12 protein-coding genes and 1 pseudogene are annotated in these 16,093 nt (G+C 62.7%); 12 read left to right on the forward strand and 1 reads right to left on the reverse strand.

Annotation, left to right across the window (positions count from 1 at the left end):
• The 9 genes and pseudogenes from KGA85_RS08720 to KGA85_RS08760 all read left to right on the forward strand — a co-directional run.
• Positions 1 to 548, forward strand: a 548-nt coding sequence (locus KGA85_RS08720) for a calcium-binding protein (RefSeq protein WP_317850329.1), incomplete at its 5' end; no start/stop codon positions are given.
• A gap of 341 nt (positions 549 to 889) precedes the next feature.
• Positions 890 to 971, forward strand: a pseudogene (locus KGA85_RS31395) (hypothetical protein); the annotation flags it as partial.
• Between the two features lie 185 nt (positions 972 to 1,156).
• Positions 1,157 to 2,386, forward strand: coding sequence for a Zn-dependent hydrolase (locus KGA85_RS08730; protein WP_223456456.1), 1,230 nt, complete (start codon positions 1,157 to 1,159; stop codon positions 2,384 to 2,386).
• Between the two features lie 151 nt (positions 2,387 to 2,537).
• Positions 2,538 to 3,563 carry a histone deacetylase family protein gene (locus KGA85_RS08735; protein WP_223456458.1) on the forward strand — a complete coding sequence of 342 codons (1,026 nt, stop codon included), beginning with the start codon at positions 2,538 to 2,540 and terminating at the stop codon, positions 3,561 to 3,563.
• Positions 3,564 to 3,796: 233 nt separating this feature from the next.
• A complete protein-coding gene (locus tag KGA85_RS08740; RefSeq protein ID WP_223543059.1) occupies positions 3,797 to 5,701 on the forward strand; it encodes a sigma-54-dependent Fis family transcriptional regulator in 1,905 nt (634 codons plus the stop codon).
• Complete coding sequence (locus KGA85_RS08745) at positions 5,701 to 7,419, forward strand: ABC transporter ATP-binding protein (protein WP_223456462.1); 1,719 nt, start codon at positions 5,701 to 5,703, stop codon at positions 7,417 to 7,419. The genes KGA85_RS08740 and KGA85_RS08745 overlap by 1 nt, the downstream gene beginning before the upstream one ends.
• A complete protein-coding gene (locus KGA85_RS08750; RefSeq protein WP_223456465.1) occupies positions 7,409 to 8,086 on the forward strand; it encodes a S8 family serine peptidase in 678 nt (225 codons plus the stop codon). The genes KGA85_RS08745 and KGA85_RS08750 overlap by 11 nt, the downstream gene beginning before the upstream one ends.
• Positions 8,083 to 9,381, forward strand: a complete 1,299-nt coding sequence (locus KGA85_RS08755; RefSeq protein WP_223456467.1) for an NAD(P)/FAD-dependent oxidoreductase — start codon at positions 8,083 to 8,085, stop codon at positions 9,379 to 9,381. Before KGA85_RS08750 ends, KGA85_RS08755 begins: the two co-directional genes overlap by 4 nt.
• 93 nt (positions 9,382 to 9,474) lie before the next feature.
• On the forward strand, positions 9,475 to 10,473 hold the full coding sequence (locus KGA85_RS08760) for an acyltransferase family protein (RefSeq protein WP_223456468.1): 999 nt from the start codon (positions 9,475 to 9,477) through the stop codon (positions 10,471 to 10,473).
• A gap of 112 nt (positions 10,474 to 10,585) precedes the next feature.
• Here the strand turns inward: KGA85_RS08760 and KGA85_RS08765 are convergent, their stop codons facing one another.
• Positions 10,586 to 12,076, reverse strand: a complete 1,491-nt coding sequence (locus KGA85_RS08765; RefSeq protein WP_223456470.1) for an aldehyde dehydrogenase family protein — start codon at positions 12,074 to 12,076, stop codon at positions 10,586 to 10,588.
• Between the two features lie 564 nt (positions 12,077 to 12,640).
• Here KGA85_RS08765 and peaA point away from each other — a divergent pair.
• From peaA to qhpC, 3 genes are all read left to right on the forward strand, one after another.
• Complete coding sequence (gene peaA, locus KGA85_RS08770; protein ID WP_223456472.1) at positions 12,641 to 14,221, forward strand: quinohemoprotein amine dehydrogenase subunit alpha; 1,581 nt, start codon at positions 12,641 to 12,643, stop codon at positions 14,219 to 14,221.
• A gap of 96 nt (positions 14,222 to 14,317) precedes the next feature.
• Positions 14,318 to 15,748, forward strand: a complete 1,431-nt coding sequence (peaB, locus tag KGA85_RS08775; protein WP_223456474.1) for a quinohemoprotein amine dehydrogenase maturation protein — start codon at positions 14,318 to 14,320, stop codon at positions 15,746 to 15,748.
• Between the two features lies 1 nt (position 15,749).
• Positions 15,750 to 16,073: a quinohemoprotein amine dehydrogenase subunit gamma gene (gene qhpC / locus KGA85_RS08780; protein ID WP_008016081.1), complete on the forward strand. Its 324-nt coding sequence runs from the start codon at positions 15,750 to 15,752 to the stop codon at positions 16,071 to 16,073.
• Positions 16,074 to 16,093: the final 20 nt, after the last annotated feature.

Here is a 16,093-nt window from a genome sequence, read left to right on the forward strand (position 1 = left end):
ACATCATCATCGGTGGCGCAGGTACCGACACGATGGTCGGTGGCGTCGACAACGATGTCTACGCAGTCACCGAGCTTGGGGACGTGGTGAGCGAGCTTGGCGGTGATGGTAGCGACACGGTCTGGACCTCGCTCGGGAGCTACGTCCTGGGTGCCAACGTCGAAAACCTGTTTTTCGGCGGCAGCGGCAACTTTGCGGGCACCGGCAACGCGCTCGACAACGTGATCGTGGGGGGGGCGGGTAATGACGTCCTCGTCGGTGGCGCAGGTAACGACGTGATGAGTGGCGGCGTCGCCGGCAACGATATCTTCGCGTTTGCCCCAGGCTTCGGCAACGATACGATCCTGAACTTCGGAGCCAACCCGGCCGCAGGGCAGGACTTGCTCGATATCACGGGGATGGGGGTCACCAGCGCGGTGTTCGCGTCCAACGTGAGCATAACGGCTGACGGGGCGGACACGGTGGTAGGGATCGGGGCGGACGCCATCCGCCTGGTGGGTGTCAACAGCGCGGCCGTTGATCAGACGGACTTCATTCTGGTCACTTGAGGTCCTGGTCAGTACTGTCGCAGGGAGCGTGGACAGAGGAGGGGAGGGCAATGGATGCCCTCCCTTTCTTCTTCCATTCAATTGCCCATCAGGAATCGAAGACGTCTATGGCCTGTGTGCCGCACGTCGCGCTCGGCTGCTACCTATGATTATAAGCTGGCGTAATACTTCGAATAATAAATAGAAAATTGACTAATCATGGTCCTGGAACGAAAAATCATCCCCAGACCGGCGCCGCCAGAGCGCCGCGGATTTGCCGTTTCTCTCCTGCCAGAAAAATAACCAAAGGAGTCCCCCATGAAGCCTCCCGCTTCGTCCCAGCCGCTGCCTTCATTGGCACCATGATCGAGTGGTACGACTTTTACATCTATGCCATCGCCGCCGCGCTGGTGTTCGGCGTGTTGTTCTTTCCCGCCGACGACAAACTGTTCAGCACCATGGCCGCTTTCGGCACGTTCGCCGTGGGTGGCGAGTGGGGCGGGGCGGTGTTCTACAGCCTGATCGTCGCGACTTCGCTGCTGTGTGTGCTGTCCCTTGCCCGTCGCCATGCCAGTGCTGAACGTCTGGAACTGGCCAAGGCCTGACCCTGAATTTTCATGGAGAAACACATGTTGAAGATCAATGGCGAACGCCTCTGGGCGAGTCTGATGGCGATGGCCGAAATCGGTGCCACCGCCCGTGGCGGCAGCTGCCGCCTGGCCCTGAGCGACGAGGACAAGGCCGGTCGCGAACTCTTTGCCCACTGGTGCCGCGAAGCCGGCATGACCCTGAGCGTGGATGCCATCGGCAACCTGTTCGCCCGCCGCGCCGGCACCGATCCTGATGCGGCACCGGTGATGATGGGCAGCCACCTCGACACCCAGCCTGAAGGCGGGCGGTTTGATGGCGTGTACGGCGTGCTCGCCGGCCTGGAAGTGGTGCGCTGCCTCAATGATCTGGGCATCCAGACCCGCAAGCCGCTGGAAGTGGCGGTGTGGACCAACGAAGAAGGCGCACGCTTCACCCCGGCGATGTTCGGTTCGGCGGTGTTCACCGGCATCATGGCGCTGGACACCGCACTGGCGGTGCGCGACATCGATGGCATCAGCGTCGCCGAGGCGCTGCAACGTACCGGTTATGCCGGCGAGCGCCCGCTGGGTGGCGCGGTGGATGCGTACTTTGAAGCCCACATCGAACAAGGGCCGATCCTTGAAGATAACGCCAAGAGCATCGGCGTCGTCAGCGGCGGCCAGGCGATTCGCTGGCTCGACGTGCGGGTCGAAGGCATGGCGGCCCACGCCGGCACCACGCCTATGCCGCTGCGCAAGGATGCCTTGTACGGCGTGGCGCAGATGATCCAGGCCATCGAAGGCCTGGCGGCGGACTTCACCCCCGAAGGCCTGACCACGGTGGGTGAATTGAGTATCAACAAGTCGTCGCGCAACACCATTCCGGGCCTGGTGAACTTCACCGTCGACCTGCGTCATCACCGTGATGACACCATCGAGGCGATGGAGCAACAGGTCCGTGCGCGGCTGCAGGCGATAGCCGACGCTCGCGGTTTGAAAATGGCGATCACCCCGCACTGGATCAGCCCGGCGACGCCGTTCGATGCGGACTGTGTGGCGGCGGTGCAGCAGGCCGTGGATGCGCTGGGCTACGCTCAGCAAACGATCGTCAGTGGCGCCGGACATGACGCGATCCACCTGGCGCGATACTGCCCGACGGCCATGGTGTTCATCCCGTGCGTGGGTTGCCTGAGCCACAACGAAGCCGAAGATGTGTTGCCTGAAGACATGCGCCAGGGCACCGATGTGTTGCTCAACGCGGTGTTGGCCCGCGCCGGGAAGGCCGACTAAACACAATCCCTGTAGGAGCGAGCCTGCTCGCGATAGCGGTGGATCAGTCGCCATCAATGTTGAATGTGCCGATCTCATCGCGAGCAGGCTCGCTCCCACAGAGGGATGTGTCCGGTTTCAAGATTTTCGTTAACTGACAGGTATTCATTCCATGCGCAGTTTTTTCCACCCCGAACAATTGCTCCACCATCCACGCAGTTACTACTCCCGAGGCCAGATGCGTACGCCGCAGGAAGTGCCGGAGCGTGCGCAGCGTCTGGTGCAGGCGTCTCATGCGCTGGGTTTCAATGTCGAGCAACCGGCCGATTCCGGGCTCGATCCGCTGCTGGCGGTGCATGGCGCACCGTACCTCACGTTTTTGCAGGAAGCCCATCAGCGCTGGAAAGAGATTCCCGAGGATTGGGGCGACGAGGTGATGTCGAATATCTTCGTCCGCGAGCCCAATGCCCTGCGCGGGATTCTCGCGCAGGCAGCGCGCTATCTGGCCGATGGCAGTTGCCCGGTGGGCGAGCAGACCTGGCGTTCTGCTTACTGGTCGGCGCAAAGCGCCATCGCCGGTGCCCGGGCGTTGCTCGATGGCGAGCCGGCAGCGTATGCCCTGTGCCGTCCACCGGGCCACCACGCCAGGGCCGAAGCGGCGGGTGGTTTCTGTTATGTGAACAACGCGGCGGTGGCGGCGCAGGTATTGCGTGCCGGTTTTTCGCGGGTAGCGGTGCTGGATACCGACATGCACCACGGCCAGGGTATTCAGGAGATCTTCTACGATCGCGATGACGTGCTCTACGTTTCGGTGCACGGCGATCCGACCAACTTCTATCCGGGTGTCGCAGGCTTTGCCGAAGAGCGTGGTGTCGGGGCGGGCGAGGGTTTCAACCTCAACCTGCCGATGGCCCATGGCGCCAGTGAGGCCGACTTCCTCGAGCAACTGGATATGGCGCTGAAAGCTGTGACGGACTTTGGTGCCGAGGTGCTGGTGCTGTCCCTGGGCTTCGATATTTTCGAACTGGACCCGCAAAGCAAAGTGGCGGTGACTCGGGAAGGGTTTGCCGTGCTCGGTGAGCGGATTCGCAGCCTCGGGTTGCCGTGCCTGATCGTGCAGGAGGGCGGGTATCACCTGGAGAGTCTGGAGGATAATGCGCGGGCGTTTTTTGTAAGCCCTGAGGTGTGGCAGCTCTGATTTTTGATTTGTCTCGCAGACCGCTTCGCGAGCAGGCTCGCTCCCACATTTGAACCCGTTGAACTGCAAATTTGTGTTCAACACCGACCACTGTGGGAGCGAGCCTGCTCGCGATGAACGATAACCCGTTCCATAAGCGCCCTACGGCACTTGCCATAGCCCTTACGTTAACGTAAAGATTGCGCCAGGGCGCCGACGTATGAAGGCGCAGGGCGGACGACCCGGAGCGCTTGATGACGCTAATAAAAACAAACTCCCCCAAACTGCATCGCGAAGCCCGGCTGGCCCGGGAAAAGCTGCACCTGGAAGGCGAAGTGCCGGATGGCGTCCTGCGTGCGGAAATCGATGCCTCGTGGCGACGCAGCCTGAGTCATGGCGTGCATTTCAATGCCAAGCACGAGCTGGCGCTAGAGTCGAGTGCCAGCCTCGACGTGTTGCTGGCGAGCAACCGCTTGCTGATCGACGCCGCGCTGCCAGCCATCGATTACCTGGCCGAGCGTCAGGGCAAGGAAGGGCTGATCATCCTGGCCAACTCCGACGCCACCATCCTCGCCGTCGAAGGCCGCGCCGACCGTCTCAAGGGCAGTGGCCTGCAAGACATCACCCTCGGCGCCTGCTGGAGCGAAGCGGTTCGCGGCACCAACGCCCTCGGCACGGCACTGGTGGAAGCCCGGCCGACCCTGATCGATTGCGGCGAACATTATCTGGATCGCCTCAGTGATTTTTCCTGCACTTCGGTGCCGATCCATTGCCCCCAGGGCGACATTCTTGGCGTCCTCGACCTGACCCGCGAAGGCCCCCTCGGCCGCGCCCACGACAGCACTGCGCTGCTGGCCATGGCGGTCAGCCAGATCGAAAGCCGGGTGTTCAACGCCAGTTATCCGGACGAAATCGTCCTGGCCTTTCATAGCCGCAGGCAATACCTGGAATCCCCGTGGCAAGGCCTGCTGGCCGTGAGTCTTGGCGGGCAGATCCTGGCGGTCAGCGCCCAGGCCTGCCAGTTGCTCCACGCCGAGCGCTCGGCCCTGGTCGGTCGGCGCTGCGAGGAGTTTCTCGGAGTCGACGGCCTGCAGTTGTTGGCGCGTCTGCATCAGGGTGGGGCCGGCAGCCTGCAAACCGCCAAGGGCGAGTTCTTCTACAAAACCCTGCGCGCGCCGCAACGCTCGATCAACGTCAGCAGCCCACCGCGGACTGCGGCGAAAACGCCCAAGGCGCAACCGGATCTGGAAGCGCTGGCCGGCAGCAACACGCGCTACGCCCGTGCCTTGCGCATGGCACGTCAAGGCCTGGCCAATGAACTGCCGGTCTTGTTGTTGGGCGAAACCGGCACCGGTAAAGAGGTCATCGCTCGCGCCCTGCACATGGCCGGAAGCCGCTGCGATAAACCCTTCGTGGCGGTGAACTGCGCGGCCATTCCCGAAGGCCTGATCGAGTCCGAACTGTTCGGCTACCGCGAAGGCGCGTTCACCGGTTCACGCCGGGGCGGCATGGTCGGGCGCTTGCAGCAGGCCCATGGCGGCACCTTGTTCCTCGATGAAATCGGCGACATGCCATTGGCCTTGCAGGCCCGGCTGTTGCGGGTGTTGCAGGATCGCAAGGTCGCACCCCTGGGCGCAGGCGAAGAGCAGAACATCGACGTCGCGCTGATCTGCGCCACCCACCGCGACCTCAAGCGTCTGGTGGAAGAAAAACACTTTCGCGAGGACCTGTTCTACCGGGTCAACGGCATCAGCGTGATGCTCCCGGCCCTGCGCGAACGCGAGGATTTCAGCGCGCTCGTCACTCGCATGCTGACGACACTGGGCGCACCCGCCGTGGTCCTGCACGATGATCTCGATCGCTTGCTCAGCGGCTATCACTGGCCGGGCAACATCCGCCAACTGGAGATGGTCCTGCGCACCGCGCTGGCCATGCGCGAACCGGGTGATACCGTGCTGACCCTCGATCACTTGCCCGACAGCATGCTCGACGAGTTGACCGCCAGCGAACGGCCCCAGGCCGGCAGCATCCGGGAAAACGAACTGGAGCTGATCCGTCAGTCCCTGGACACGCACCAAGGCAACGTCTCGGCCGCCGCCGACGCCCTGGGCATCAGCCGCGCGACCCTGTATCGCAAGCTCAAACAGTTGCGTTCGTGATGCAGCGCTTGATCGTTCGGCTGATCGACAGCCAGAACCCCGAGGCCCTGCAAGCGTCACTGCGCTGGCTGTACAGCTTCGTGCGACCCCATCGCCTGGCGATTGCCGGGCTGCTGGGTTTGTCGGTCTGCGCCTCGGCACTGGTACTGGTGCAGCCGTGGCTGACCAAACTGCTGATCGACGATGGCCTGTTGGCGCGCAACTTCCCGATGCTGGTGTTGATTGCCGGGCTGATGATCGTCGCCGGGTTGCTGGGCACGGCGCTTTCCGGCATCAACCGCTACCTGCACACGCGACTGTCCGGGCGCATGCTGTTTGCCCTGCGCGACGACCTGTACCGGCATTTGCAAACCCTGTCGCCGAGCTTTTACGGCCAGCGGCGCATCGGCGACCTGATGTCGCGCCTCGATGGCGACGTCGCGGAAATCCAGCGGTTTGCCGTGGACTCGCTGTTTTCGGCGGTGTCGAGTGTGATCGGTCTGGTGGTTGCCATCGCGATGCTGTTGACGCTGTCGTGGAAACTCTCGCTGCTGGCGGTGGTGCTGATTCCCCTCGATGTCCTCTGGCTGCGCTGGATGCGGCGCAAGGTCGAGCGCGATGTGCGGCAGTTGCGCGAGCGTTCGGCGGACATGTCGTCGTTCATGGTCGAGACGCTGCCGGTGATGAAGTTCATCCAGTCCGCCGGTCAGCAACAGCGCGAAGCGCGGCGCCTCGAGACGCTGGGGCAGGGCTACATGAGCCAGTTGCTGCGCCTGCAAGTCACCGAGTTTTTCACCCAGGCCGTGCCCGGCACCCTGACCTCGCTGTCACGGGCCTGCGCATTTTTGATCGGCGGTTACTGGGTGGTGCAGGGCACCTGGCAACTCGGTGCGCTGATTGCGTTTTCCACTTATCTGGGCATGGCCGTGGGGCCGGTGCAGAGCTTGCTCGGGCTTTACGTCGCCATCCAGCGGATGACCGTCAGCCTCGGCCGGGTGATGGAGTTGCGCGGCGAACAACCGACCGTGTTGACACCCGCCACGCCACGGGCGATGCCCACTGGCGGCGATCTCTGGTTCGACAGCGTGCACTTCGCCCATCCCGGCCGCCAATCGACCCTGCGCGGCATCGAGGCGCGGATCCCCTACGGTATGAAAGTGGCCCTCAGCGGCGGCTCGGGCGTGGGTAAATCCACCCTGATCGACCTGCTGCAACGTCATCACGATCCGCAATCGGGCCGGGTACTGCTGGGCGACGTCGATCTGCGCGAACTGGATCTGTTCCAGTTGCGTCGGCGCATTGCCATCGTCAGCCAGGACATCGTGCTGTTTCGCGGCAGCCTTGCCGACAACCTGGCCTATGCGGTGCCGGACGCCAGCCGCGAAGCGATTGCCGAAGTGGCGCGACTGGCGCAACTCGACAGCCTGATCGAGTCCTTGCCCGAAGGCCTCGACAGCCCGTTGGGCGAGCGTGGCCAGCAGTTGTCCGGAGGGCAGAAGCAACGCATCGCGATTGCCCGGGCGCTGTTGCAGGACCCTTTGATCCTGGTGCTCGATGAAGCCACTTCCGCAGTGGATGAAGCCACCGAACGCGAAGTCATCGACGCCATCGACCGCTTGTTTGCCGGGCGTACGCGCATCCTGATCAGCCATCGCCCTTCAACCCTGGCCGATGCCGATCTGCGTTTCGAGTTGCTCGACGGCGTGCTGACCTCGAAAACGGTGCTGCATGAAACCTGAGTTACGCATTGGTGTGGTGGACAGCGGCCACTCGGCGGCACAACGGGTGCAAGTGATCGCCGGTCGGCGCTTTTCATTGCTAGAAGACGGCCTGGCCGAGGGCGACTTGCGCGACGACCCGCTGGGGCATGGCAGTGCGGTGATCGAGGCGATCGGCCGGCGTGCACCCTCGGCACTGTTTTGCGTGGCGCAGGTGTTCGACCAGCGCGGTGTCACCAGCGCCTTGCAGATCGCCATGGCGATTGACTGGCTGCTGACGCAGGACGTGCGACTGATCAATCTGAGCCTTGGCCTGCGCCAGGATCGCAGCCTGTTGCGCGCCGCCTGTGCGGCGGCGGTGGCGCGGGGCGTGCTGCTGTGTGCATCGAGCCCGGCCCAGGGGGAAGGGGTGTTTCCGGCGAACTATCCGCAGGTGTTGCGGGTGACCGGCGATGCGCGGTGCGCCGAGCAGGAATGGTCGTGGCTCAACAGCGCCCAGGCAGATTTCGCTGCGTGTGTGCATGGCACCTACCCGGGGCAATCCGGGGCGAGCCTCGGTTGTGCCGCCTTGAGCGGGCACATCGCCGGGTTCCTCGCCGAACAGCCTGACGCCAGCAATGCGCAAGTCATCGAGTGGTTGCGCGACCATGCCCGCTACCGTGGCCCTGAACGGCGCTTCGGACCATGAACGACATCGTCATTCTTGGCGCCGGACCGGCCGGCGCCGCCGTTGCGCTGGGGCTACGGCGGCTGGGCCATGGCGTCACGCTGATCAGCGAATGGCGTCGGTTTGCCGCGCTCGAAGGCGTGTCCGTGCGGGTTCTCGAGGCTTTGCGCGGCGCGGGCCTGCATCAGGCGTTGGCGGAGGCAGCGCTGCCTTCTCAACGCCAGGTGAACTGGAATGGCCAGCACCATGCGCAGAACATCGAATACTTGCTCGACCGTCCGGTGTTTGACCGAGGCCTGCGTGAGGATTTGCGTCTGGCGGGGGTCGAGCTGATCGAGGGCCGGGTGCTGACGGCTCAGTCATCGGCCAACGGTCATCGAATCGAAATCGACGGATGCGAACCGCTGTTCGCGCCATTTCTCGTGGAAGCTCGAGGACGTCAAGCCCCCGCTATCGGCAAGGGCTTGCGTGGGCCCGAGACGGTCAGCTTGCTCAATCGCTGGCAGGGTTTGCCGGGCAGCACCGCCAGCGCCGTGGAAAGCCTCGAGGACGGCTGGGCGTGGATGGCACGGCGTGCCGACGGCCAGTGTTACTGGCAATGGACGGTGGACGTGGCCAGCGCCGGGTTGCCGGGCAAGGCGATGTTGCTCGATTACTGCCGGCAGCGGCGCCAGGGTTCGAAGCTGGCCGCCGCATTTTTTGCTGGCGAAGCAGAAGGTGATCTACAACTGCACGCCCGCAGCAGCACGGCGATCCTGAGCCCGCAGGTGTGTGGCGATAACTGGATTCGGGTCGGCGATGCGGCAATGGCTGTCGATCCGTTGTCGGGCAACGGGATCTTTCAGTCCTTGTCTTCGGCGTTGCAGGCGCCGGCAGTGATCAACACGCTGCTGTGTAAACCCGAGCGGGCGGCTCTGGCCCAACGTTTCCACCAGCAGCGGGTGGAGCAGTTGTTTTTGCGGTTTGCGCGGATCGGCCGGGATTTTTATGCCGATGAGCAACGCTGGCTGGATCAGCCGTTCTGGCAGGCACGACGGAACTGGCCGGACGCCGAGATGGCCCATGCCGAGGCGGATTTTGCGGCACTGAAAATCGAACGGGCGCCGGTGCTACGTGACGGTTTTGTCGATGAGGCCGAGGTGGTGATCACGGCGGACCAGCCGTTGGGCATCTGGCATGTGCACGGGGTTGAGGTGGCGGCGTTGGTGCAGAGGTTAAAGCAGGGCGAGCCTGCGGATCAGGTGTTGGCCGGTTTGACGGTGGAGCAGGGGCGGATGGTTCGCAGCTGGTTGCTGGGTCAGGGTTTCAAACCCTGAGTGAAGAACGTCCGGACCCGGCGAAAAGCCTGTTCTCCCAGCGCAAAGCATCGTAATTTACGCGCCATAACGACAAGGATTTTTGGGGTGTAAGTGGGAGCCTATCGTCTGCTACTGGCCGTTCTGGTGGCCGTTTCTCATATGGGCAAGACGTTCATGGGGCTAAACCCCGGCGTGATTGCCGTGATTTCCTTCCTGATCATCAGCGGTTTCGTGATGACCTCGCTGATCGAGCGCAACTACAAGGCGCCGGAGAAAGTCGGCCTGTTCTACCTGGACCGCGCCCTGCGGCTCTACCCTCAATTCCTGTTCTACTTCGCAGTTTCCTGTGCGGTGATCTATTTCCTGCTGCCCGGCACACCTCAAGCCGCCGAGCTGACGCTGCGCAACATCGCCGCAAGCCTGGCTATTGTGCCACTCGGTTTCTACATGTTCGGAGCGGCGGGATCGTGGATCTTGCCGCCGGCCTGGTCTTTGGGGCTTGAGATGTGCTTCTACCTGGTGATCCCTTTTCTGATCATCTACAGGGCGCGGGGTGTTGCGTTTGCTCTATCCGTCGTCGTCTTCATGGTCGCGTGCCTGGGTTTCATCAACACCGATCTGTACGGCTACCGTCTATTGCCGGGCGTACTGTTCATGTTCCTGTGCGGCAGCTACCTGTACAAAGCGCAGCCGAAGGATCTGGCGATCGCTGCCGGCACCGCCGTGGCGGCGGCCCTGATGTTTGCGGCCATCATGGCGGGATGGATAGAGCGCCGACCGTTCAATGCCGAAGTGACCGCCGGCATAGCGCTGGGCGTGCCCGCCGTGTACCTGCTGACAAAGCTCAAGTATCACCGGATTGACGAGTTCCTCGGCAATATCAGCTACGGCGTGTTCCTGAATCACTATGTGGTGATGTACTTCCTGCACGCTATCGGGTCGGTTGCCTACGATGGGGCCATTGTTGCAACAGTGCTGGCCTTGTCGTTGCTGCTTAGCGGCGTTTCGTACTACTGCGTCGAACGGCCGGCCCTGAAGCTTCGTCACGCGCTACGGGCCGGCGCAAAAAGTCGGGTGGGTCAAACGCAGGGCCGCGAAACAGCGGCATAGTGGCTGGACTGGCGCTTTCGCGGCAGCCCGCTTCTGCAGGGAATTTGTGTTCAACGCACAACTCCTGTGGGAGCGGGCTCGCCCGCGAAGGCGGCCCGAAGATCGCTACGAATTACAGCTTGATCAACACCGACTTCAACTCGGTGTAATGCTCGATCGCCGCATACCCCATCTCACGCCCGACCCCGGACATCTTGTAGCCGCCGAACGGCAGCGCCGGGTCCAGGGCGCTGTGGCAGTTGACCCACACTGACCCTGACTTGATCCGTGGAATCATCCGGTGCACCGCCGCCAGGTCGTTGGACCAGATACTCGCGCCCAATCCATACGGACTGTCATTGGCCATGCGCAGGGCATCGGCCTCGTCATCGAACGGGATGGCCACCAGCACTGGGCCGAAGATTTCTTCCTGCACCAGTGAGTGCTTCTGATCGACGTCGACAATCACTGTCGGCTTGACGAAAAAGCCCGGCCCGAACTGTTCACCGCCGCAGGCGATGGTCGCGCCGCTTTCCCGGCCCTTTTCGATGTACCCGTAGACGCGCTCCTGCTGGCGCGCCGAGATCAATGGCCCCATGTCGACGCTCGGGTCCAGGCCGTTGCCGAGTTTCATGGCGTTGGCGATGTCGCTGATGTCCGCCACTACATTGTCGAAGTGCTTGCGCTGCACATACAGCCTGGAACCTGCGCAGCAGACCTGGCCCTGGTTGAAGAAAATCGCGCTGGCAGCCCCAGCCGCGGCGGTTTTCAGGTCGGCGTCGGCCATGACAATGGTCGGTGATTTGCCGCCCAGCTCCAGGGTGACCCGGGTCATGGAATCCATGGCGATCTTGCCGATCTGCTTGCCCACCGCGGTGGAGCCGGTGAAGGTCAGCTTGTCCACCAGCGGGTTGTGGGTCAGGGCCGAGCCTGCGGTGATGCCGGTGCCGGTGACCACGTTGAACACGCCTTCGGAATAACCTGCCTCCAGCACCAGTTCTGCAAGTTTCAGTGCGGTCAGCGGGGTTTCGTCGGCGGGCTTGAGCACCACGGTACAACCGGTGGCCAGGGCCGGACCGAGTTTCCAGCAGGCCAGCAACAGCGGGAAGTTCCAGGCAACGATGGCGCCGACCACGCCCACCGCTTCGCGTCGAATGAAACTGTGGAACTGGTCGTTGGGCATCAGCGGTGCCGACACGTCAACCGTAGAACCTTCGATCTTGGTCGCCCAACCGGCCATGTAGCGCAGGAAGTCGATGGCCAGTTGCACGTCCATCACCTGGGCCACCGCCGCGCTTTTACCGTTGTTCAGGCATTCCAGCTGCGCCAGCAACTCGGCGTCGCGCTGCATCAGGTCGGCGAGTTTCCATAACAGATTCTGCCGCTCCCGGGGACGGGTGCGGGTCCAGGTTGAGTCGTCGAACGCCTGGCGGGCGGCGAGTACCGCGCGGTCGACATCCTCCGGCGTTGCCCGTGGCACCACGCACAGCACTTCGCCGGTGGCCGGGTTGTGCAGGGGCATGGTCTGGCCGTCGGCGGCCTCGACCCAGTCACCGCCGATGAGCATGCGCGGGGCGCGCTGGATGAATGCCGAAGTGGCGGGAAGCAGGTTTGGGAGCGACATGATGAAACCTCGTCTTGTTCGTGTGGCGAGGTCATTCGCAACGGCTGTGCCAATTTGCCCAAAGCCCCGTGTTAGCAGGTTTCGGCGGCCAAATGAACTCATGAACGAGCGCAGGACTGTCGCAAACTGAGACGCCGCTGACACACTCGTCGCGCCCTGTAGGAGCTGGCTTGTCGGGTCGCCGCATCGCAGCGATGGTCGTTAACGATAACGCGTTCTTACAGAGTGAGCGCGTTACCTGAGAGTCCATCGCTGGCAAGCCAGCTCCTACAGAAAGCAAAACGATCATTGGTCATCGCCCATCGACGTGGCTCACCTATGCTCGTCTCAGAGTGAAACTGTTGTCGCGAAATAAAACGTGTTCCCGCGATGGCTGTACTGCCAAAACCCCTGCCTTTTCCGGCAAATCATTGATTCAAATAGGTTTTAACAAGCTGGCACGCTCCGTGTATTGCACCTCTCAGACGTTTCTCTTGCCTCCGTCAGCGGTTCACCGCCGGCGGTAGAAACCATAAAAACGATAAGCCACAACAATAAGAACGCACCGTGCGAGGTTCGACGTTGATGAAGAGAAAACTCCGATCAGGTATGAGCGCCAGCCTGCTGGCCGTAGCCGCTTGCGTAGCGCTGCATTCGCCTCATAGCCTGGCAGCCCGCGACGCCCAGACCATCCTCAAGGAAACCTGTCAGGGCTGTCACACCCCCGAAGCCGATAACGCCCTCAGCCGCATCAGCCACCAGCGCAAAACGCCGGAAGGCTGGTTGATGAGCATCGCCCGCATGCAGACCATGCACGGTTTGCAGATCAGCGATGACGACCGTCGTACGCTGGTCAAGTACCTGGCCGACACCCAGGGCCTGGCGCCGAGCGAAACCGACGGCGTGCGCTATGCGCTGGAGCGGCGGCTCAATACCGTCGAGCAGTTCGACGACCAGACCAGCCAGATGTGCGGCCGCTGCCACTCCGGTGCGCGGGTCGCCCTGCAACGGCGTCCGGCGCAGGAGTGGGAGCGCCTGGTGAACTTCCACCTCGGTCAGTGGCCGTCCCTGGAATACCAGGCGCTGGCCCGGGACCGCGACTGGTTCGACATCGCCCGCAAGGACATGGTGCCGCTGCTGGCCAAGCGTTATCCGCTGGACAACCCGGCCTGGAAAAAATGGCAGAGCGCGGCGCCCAAAGCCGGTGCCCTGGTAGGCGACTGGAGCTTCAGCGGCCACTTGCCGGGCAAGGGTGAACTGGCCGGTGTCATGACTGTGAGTGCCGATGGCAGCGACACCTTCAAGGTCAGCGTCAAAGGCCAGTACGCCGACGGCAGCCCGTTCAATGGCGACGGCAGTGCGATTCTCTACACCGGCTACGAATGGCGCGGCAACGTGACCATCGATGGCGTGACCATGCGCCAGGTGTTCGCCGCCCAGGGCAATGCGATGCAGGGCCGGATGTTCGAGGCCGAGCATGACGAGCGCGGCCTGGACTTCGTCGCCGCCAAGCAGGGCTCCAACCGTTTGCTGGCGGTGCAGCCGGGCTATCTGAAGGCTGGCAGCGAAATCGAAGTGACCCTGATCGGCAGTGGCCTGAGCGGCAAGCCGGACTTCGGCAAAGGCGTGGAAGTGCTCGAAGTGGTCGAGCAGAGCCCTGAGCGGATCAAGGTCAAGCTCAAGGCGGCGGCCAATGCCCAACCGGGCGTGCGCGCGGTCAGCGTTGGCGCGCTGAAGGGCCCAAGTCTGTCGGTGTACAGCAAGATCGCCTCGGTCAAGGTGGTGCCGGAATTCTCGGTGGCACGGATCGGCGAGGGCGGTGGTTCGACGCCGAAAGTCCAGGGCCGTTTCGATGCGGAAGCCTGGGGCAAGGGTGCTGACGGCAAGCCGTATCGCATCGGTGTGTTCCCGGCGCAGTGGAAAGTCGAAGCCTTCGACGACCGCGCCAAGGAAGACGAAGACGTCAAGTTTGCCGGCACCATGCAGGCCGACGCGGGCGTGTTCACCCCGGGCGATGCCGGGCCGAACCCGGCACGCAAGATGTCCACCAACAATGCCGGCAACCTCAAGGTGATCGCCGCCGTCGACGACGCAGGGAAATCCCTGAGCGGCGAAGGCCACATGATCGTGACCGTGCAACGCTGGAACAATCCACCCATTCCATGAGTTGGCTGTCCTTGGCTTAACACAGCTTCAAGGCTACAGACACTTTTCGGAATGACCGCAAGCCCCGCCAAGCGGGGCCTGCACAGGAGGTTGGCAATGGGCGCTATCTTGAATCTGGTCGAACGCAACCTGCACGAAGTGCAGGTCGATGCAGACCGCATGCTGTTTCACATCCCCAGCAGTTCGCTGTTCGCCAGCGATGAACTGACGGGCACCATCATCGATACCTTGCGCGGGCCCGGTTGTTCCTCGGACGACCTGATCCAGCGCCTGGCCGCGCGTTTCAACGGCGAGGAAGTCACCGAGACCCTGCGCGAGCTGATGGCCCTGGAACTGGTCAGCGACGGTTCGCCGCTGACCCCGGACATCGCCACCAAGCGCGTCGAGCGCACGGCAATCAATACCGTGGTGCTCAACGTCAACACCGGCTGCAACCTGAGCTGCACGTATTGCTACAAGGAAGACCTCGACAAGCCGTCGGCGGGCAAGAAGATGGACGTCGAAACGGCGATTGCCTCGGTGGAAATGCTGCTGCGCGAATCCCCGGACGAAGAGCGTTTCACCGTGGTGTTCTTCGGCGGCGAACCGCTGAGCAATCGCAAGCTGATCGAGTACATGGTCGACTACTGTGAGAAGCGTTTTCGCGAGGCGGGAAAGTTCGTCGAATTCGTCATGACCACCAACGCCACGTTGCTCACCGAAGAAACCGTCGACTATTTGAATGCACACCGCTTCGGTTTGTCGGTAAGCATCGACGGGCCGAAGACCGTGCACGACCGCAACCGCATCACCGTGGGCGGGCAGGGCACGTATGACGTGGTGCGGCGCAAGGCCGAGATGCTGCTGTCGCGCTACAACAGCCGTCCGGTCGGCGCGCGGGTTACCCTGACCACCGGCGTGACCGACGTCGAAACCATCTGGGATCACCTGTTCAACGAACTGGGTTTTGCCGAAGTCGGCTTTGCCCCGGTGACCTCCGGCGACATCAGCAGCTTCAACCTCACCAGCGATGAACTGGTGCAGGTGTTCGCCAGCATGAAGGCGCTGGGTCGTCGTTACCTGGAAGCGGCGCTGGAGCACCGCAACATCGGCTTCTCCAACCTGCACCAGCTCATCACCGACATCCACGAAGGCCACAAGAAAGCCCTGCCATGCGGCGCGGGCCTGAAGATGCTGGCGGTGGATCACAAGGGTGAACTGAACCTGTGCCATCGCTTTACCGGTTCGAGCCTGCCGACCTTCGGCAACGTCCACAGCGGTGTGAAACAGGTGGAGTTGAACGACTTCCTGTCCCAGCGCCTGGACCGCACCAACACCGGCTGCGAGGACTGCCAGATCCGCAACCTGTGTTCCGGCGGCTGCTACCACGAGAGCTACGCCCGCTACGGCGACCCGACCCACCCGACCTATCACTACTGCGAACTGATGCGTGACTGGGTCGACTTCGGCATCGAGGTCTACACCCGGATCATGGCCAATAACCCTGCGTTCATCAGCAGTTACATCACTCCGCGCAAGGCTCACTGATATGAAACATCTCAAGGCAATCAATAACAAAGCGTTGAAGCTGGATCAGGCCGCGGATGAAAACCGCATTGAAGAAGTGGTGGCCATGAGCTCCGTGGCGGGCTGTGCCTCGACCACCGACCCGGGCTGGGAAATCGATGCGTTTGGCGGTGTGTCGTCGCTGTGCCAGCCGATGGAGGCCGACCTCTACGGTTGCTCCGACCCCTGCTGGTGGCCGGCCCAGGTGCCCGACATGATGAGCACCTACCCGGACTGGAACAAGGATGCCCAGGCGTCCAACGACAACTGGCGCAACCTCGGCACTGTCTTCCCCAAAGACAAGTGATCACAGAAGAAGGATTCCAG

The sequence above is a fragment of the Pseudomonas sp. GL-B-12 genome, from assembly GCF_019955895.1.
In the GTDB taxonomy this organism is placed as follows: Bacteria; Pseudomonadota; Gammaproteobacteria; order Pseudomonadales; family Pseudomonadaceae; genus Aquipseudomonas.

Coding starts and splice junctions, on each gene's coding strand:
- KGA85_RS08735 (WP_223456458.1), top strand. CDS start 2,538: ATGCGCAGTTTTTTCCACCCCGAACAATTGCTCCACCATCCACGCAGT.
- KGA85_RS08740 (WP_223543059.1), top strand. CDS start 3,797: ATGACGCTAATAAAAACAAACTCCCCCAAACTGCATCGCGAAGCCCGG.
- KGA85_RS08765 (WP_223456470.1), bottom strand. CDS start 12,076: ATGTCGCTCCCAAACCTGCTTCCCGCCACTTCGGCATTCATCCAGCGC.
- KGA85_RS08755 (WP_223456467.1), top strand. CDS start 8,083: ATGAACGACATCGTCATTCTTGGCGCCGGACCGGCCGGCGCCGCCGTT.
- peaB (WP_223456474.1), top strand. CDS start 14,318: ATGGGCGCTATCTTGAATCTGGTCGAACGCAACCTGCACGAAGTGCAG.
- KGA85_RS08745 (WP_223456462.1), top strand. CDS start 5,701: ATGCAGCGCTTGATCGTTCGGCTGATCGACAGCCAGAACCCCGAGGCC.
- qhpC (WP_008016081.1), top strand. CDS start 15,750: ATGAAACATCTCAAGGCAATCAATAACAAAGCGTTGAAGCTGGATCAG.
- peaA (WP_223456472.1), top strand. CDS start 12,641: ATGAAGAGAAAACTCCGATCAGGTATGAGCGCCAGCCTGCTGGCCGTA.
- KGA85_RS08730 (WP_223456456.1), top strand. CDS start 1,157: ATGTTGAAGATCAATGGCGAACGCCTCTGGGCGAGTCTGATGGCGATG.
- KGA85_RS08750 (WP_223456465.1), top strand. CDS start 7,409: ATGAAACCTGAGTTACGCATTGGTGTGGTGGACAGCGGCCACTCGGCG.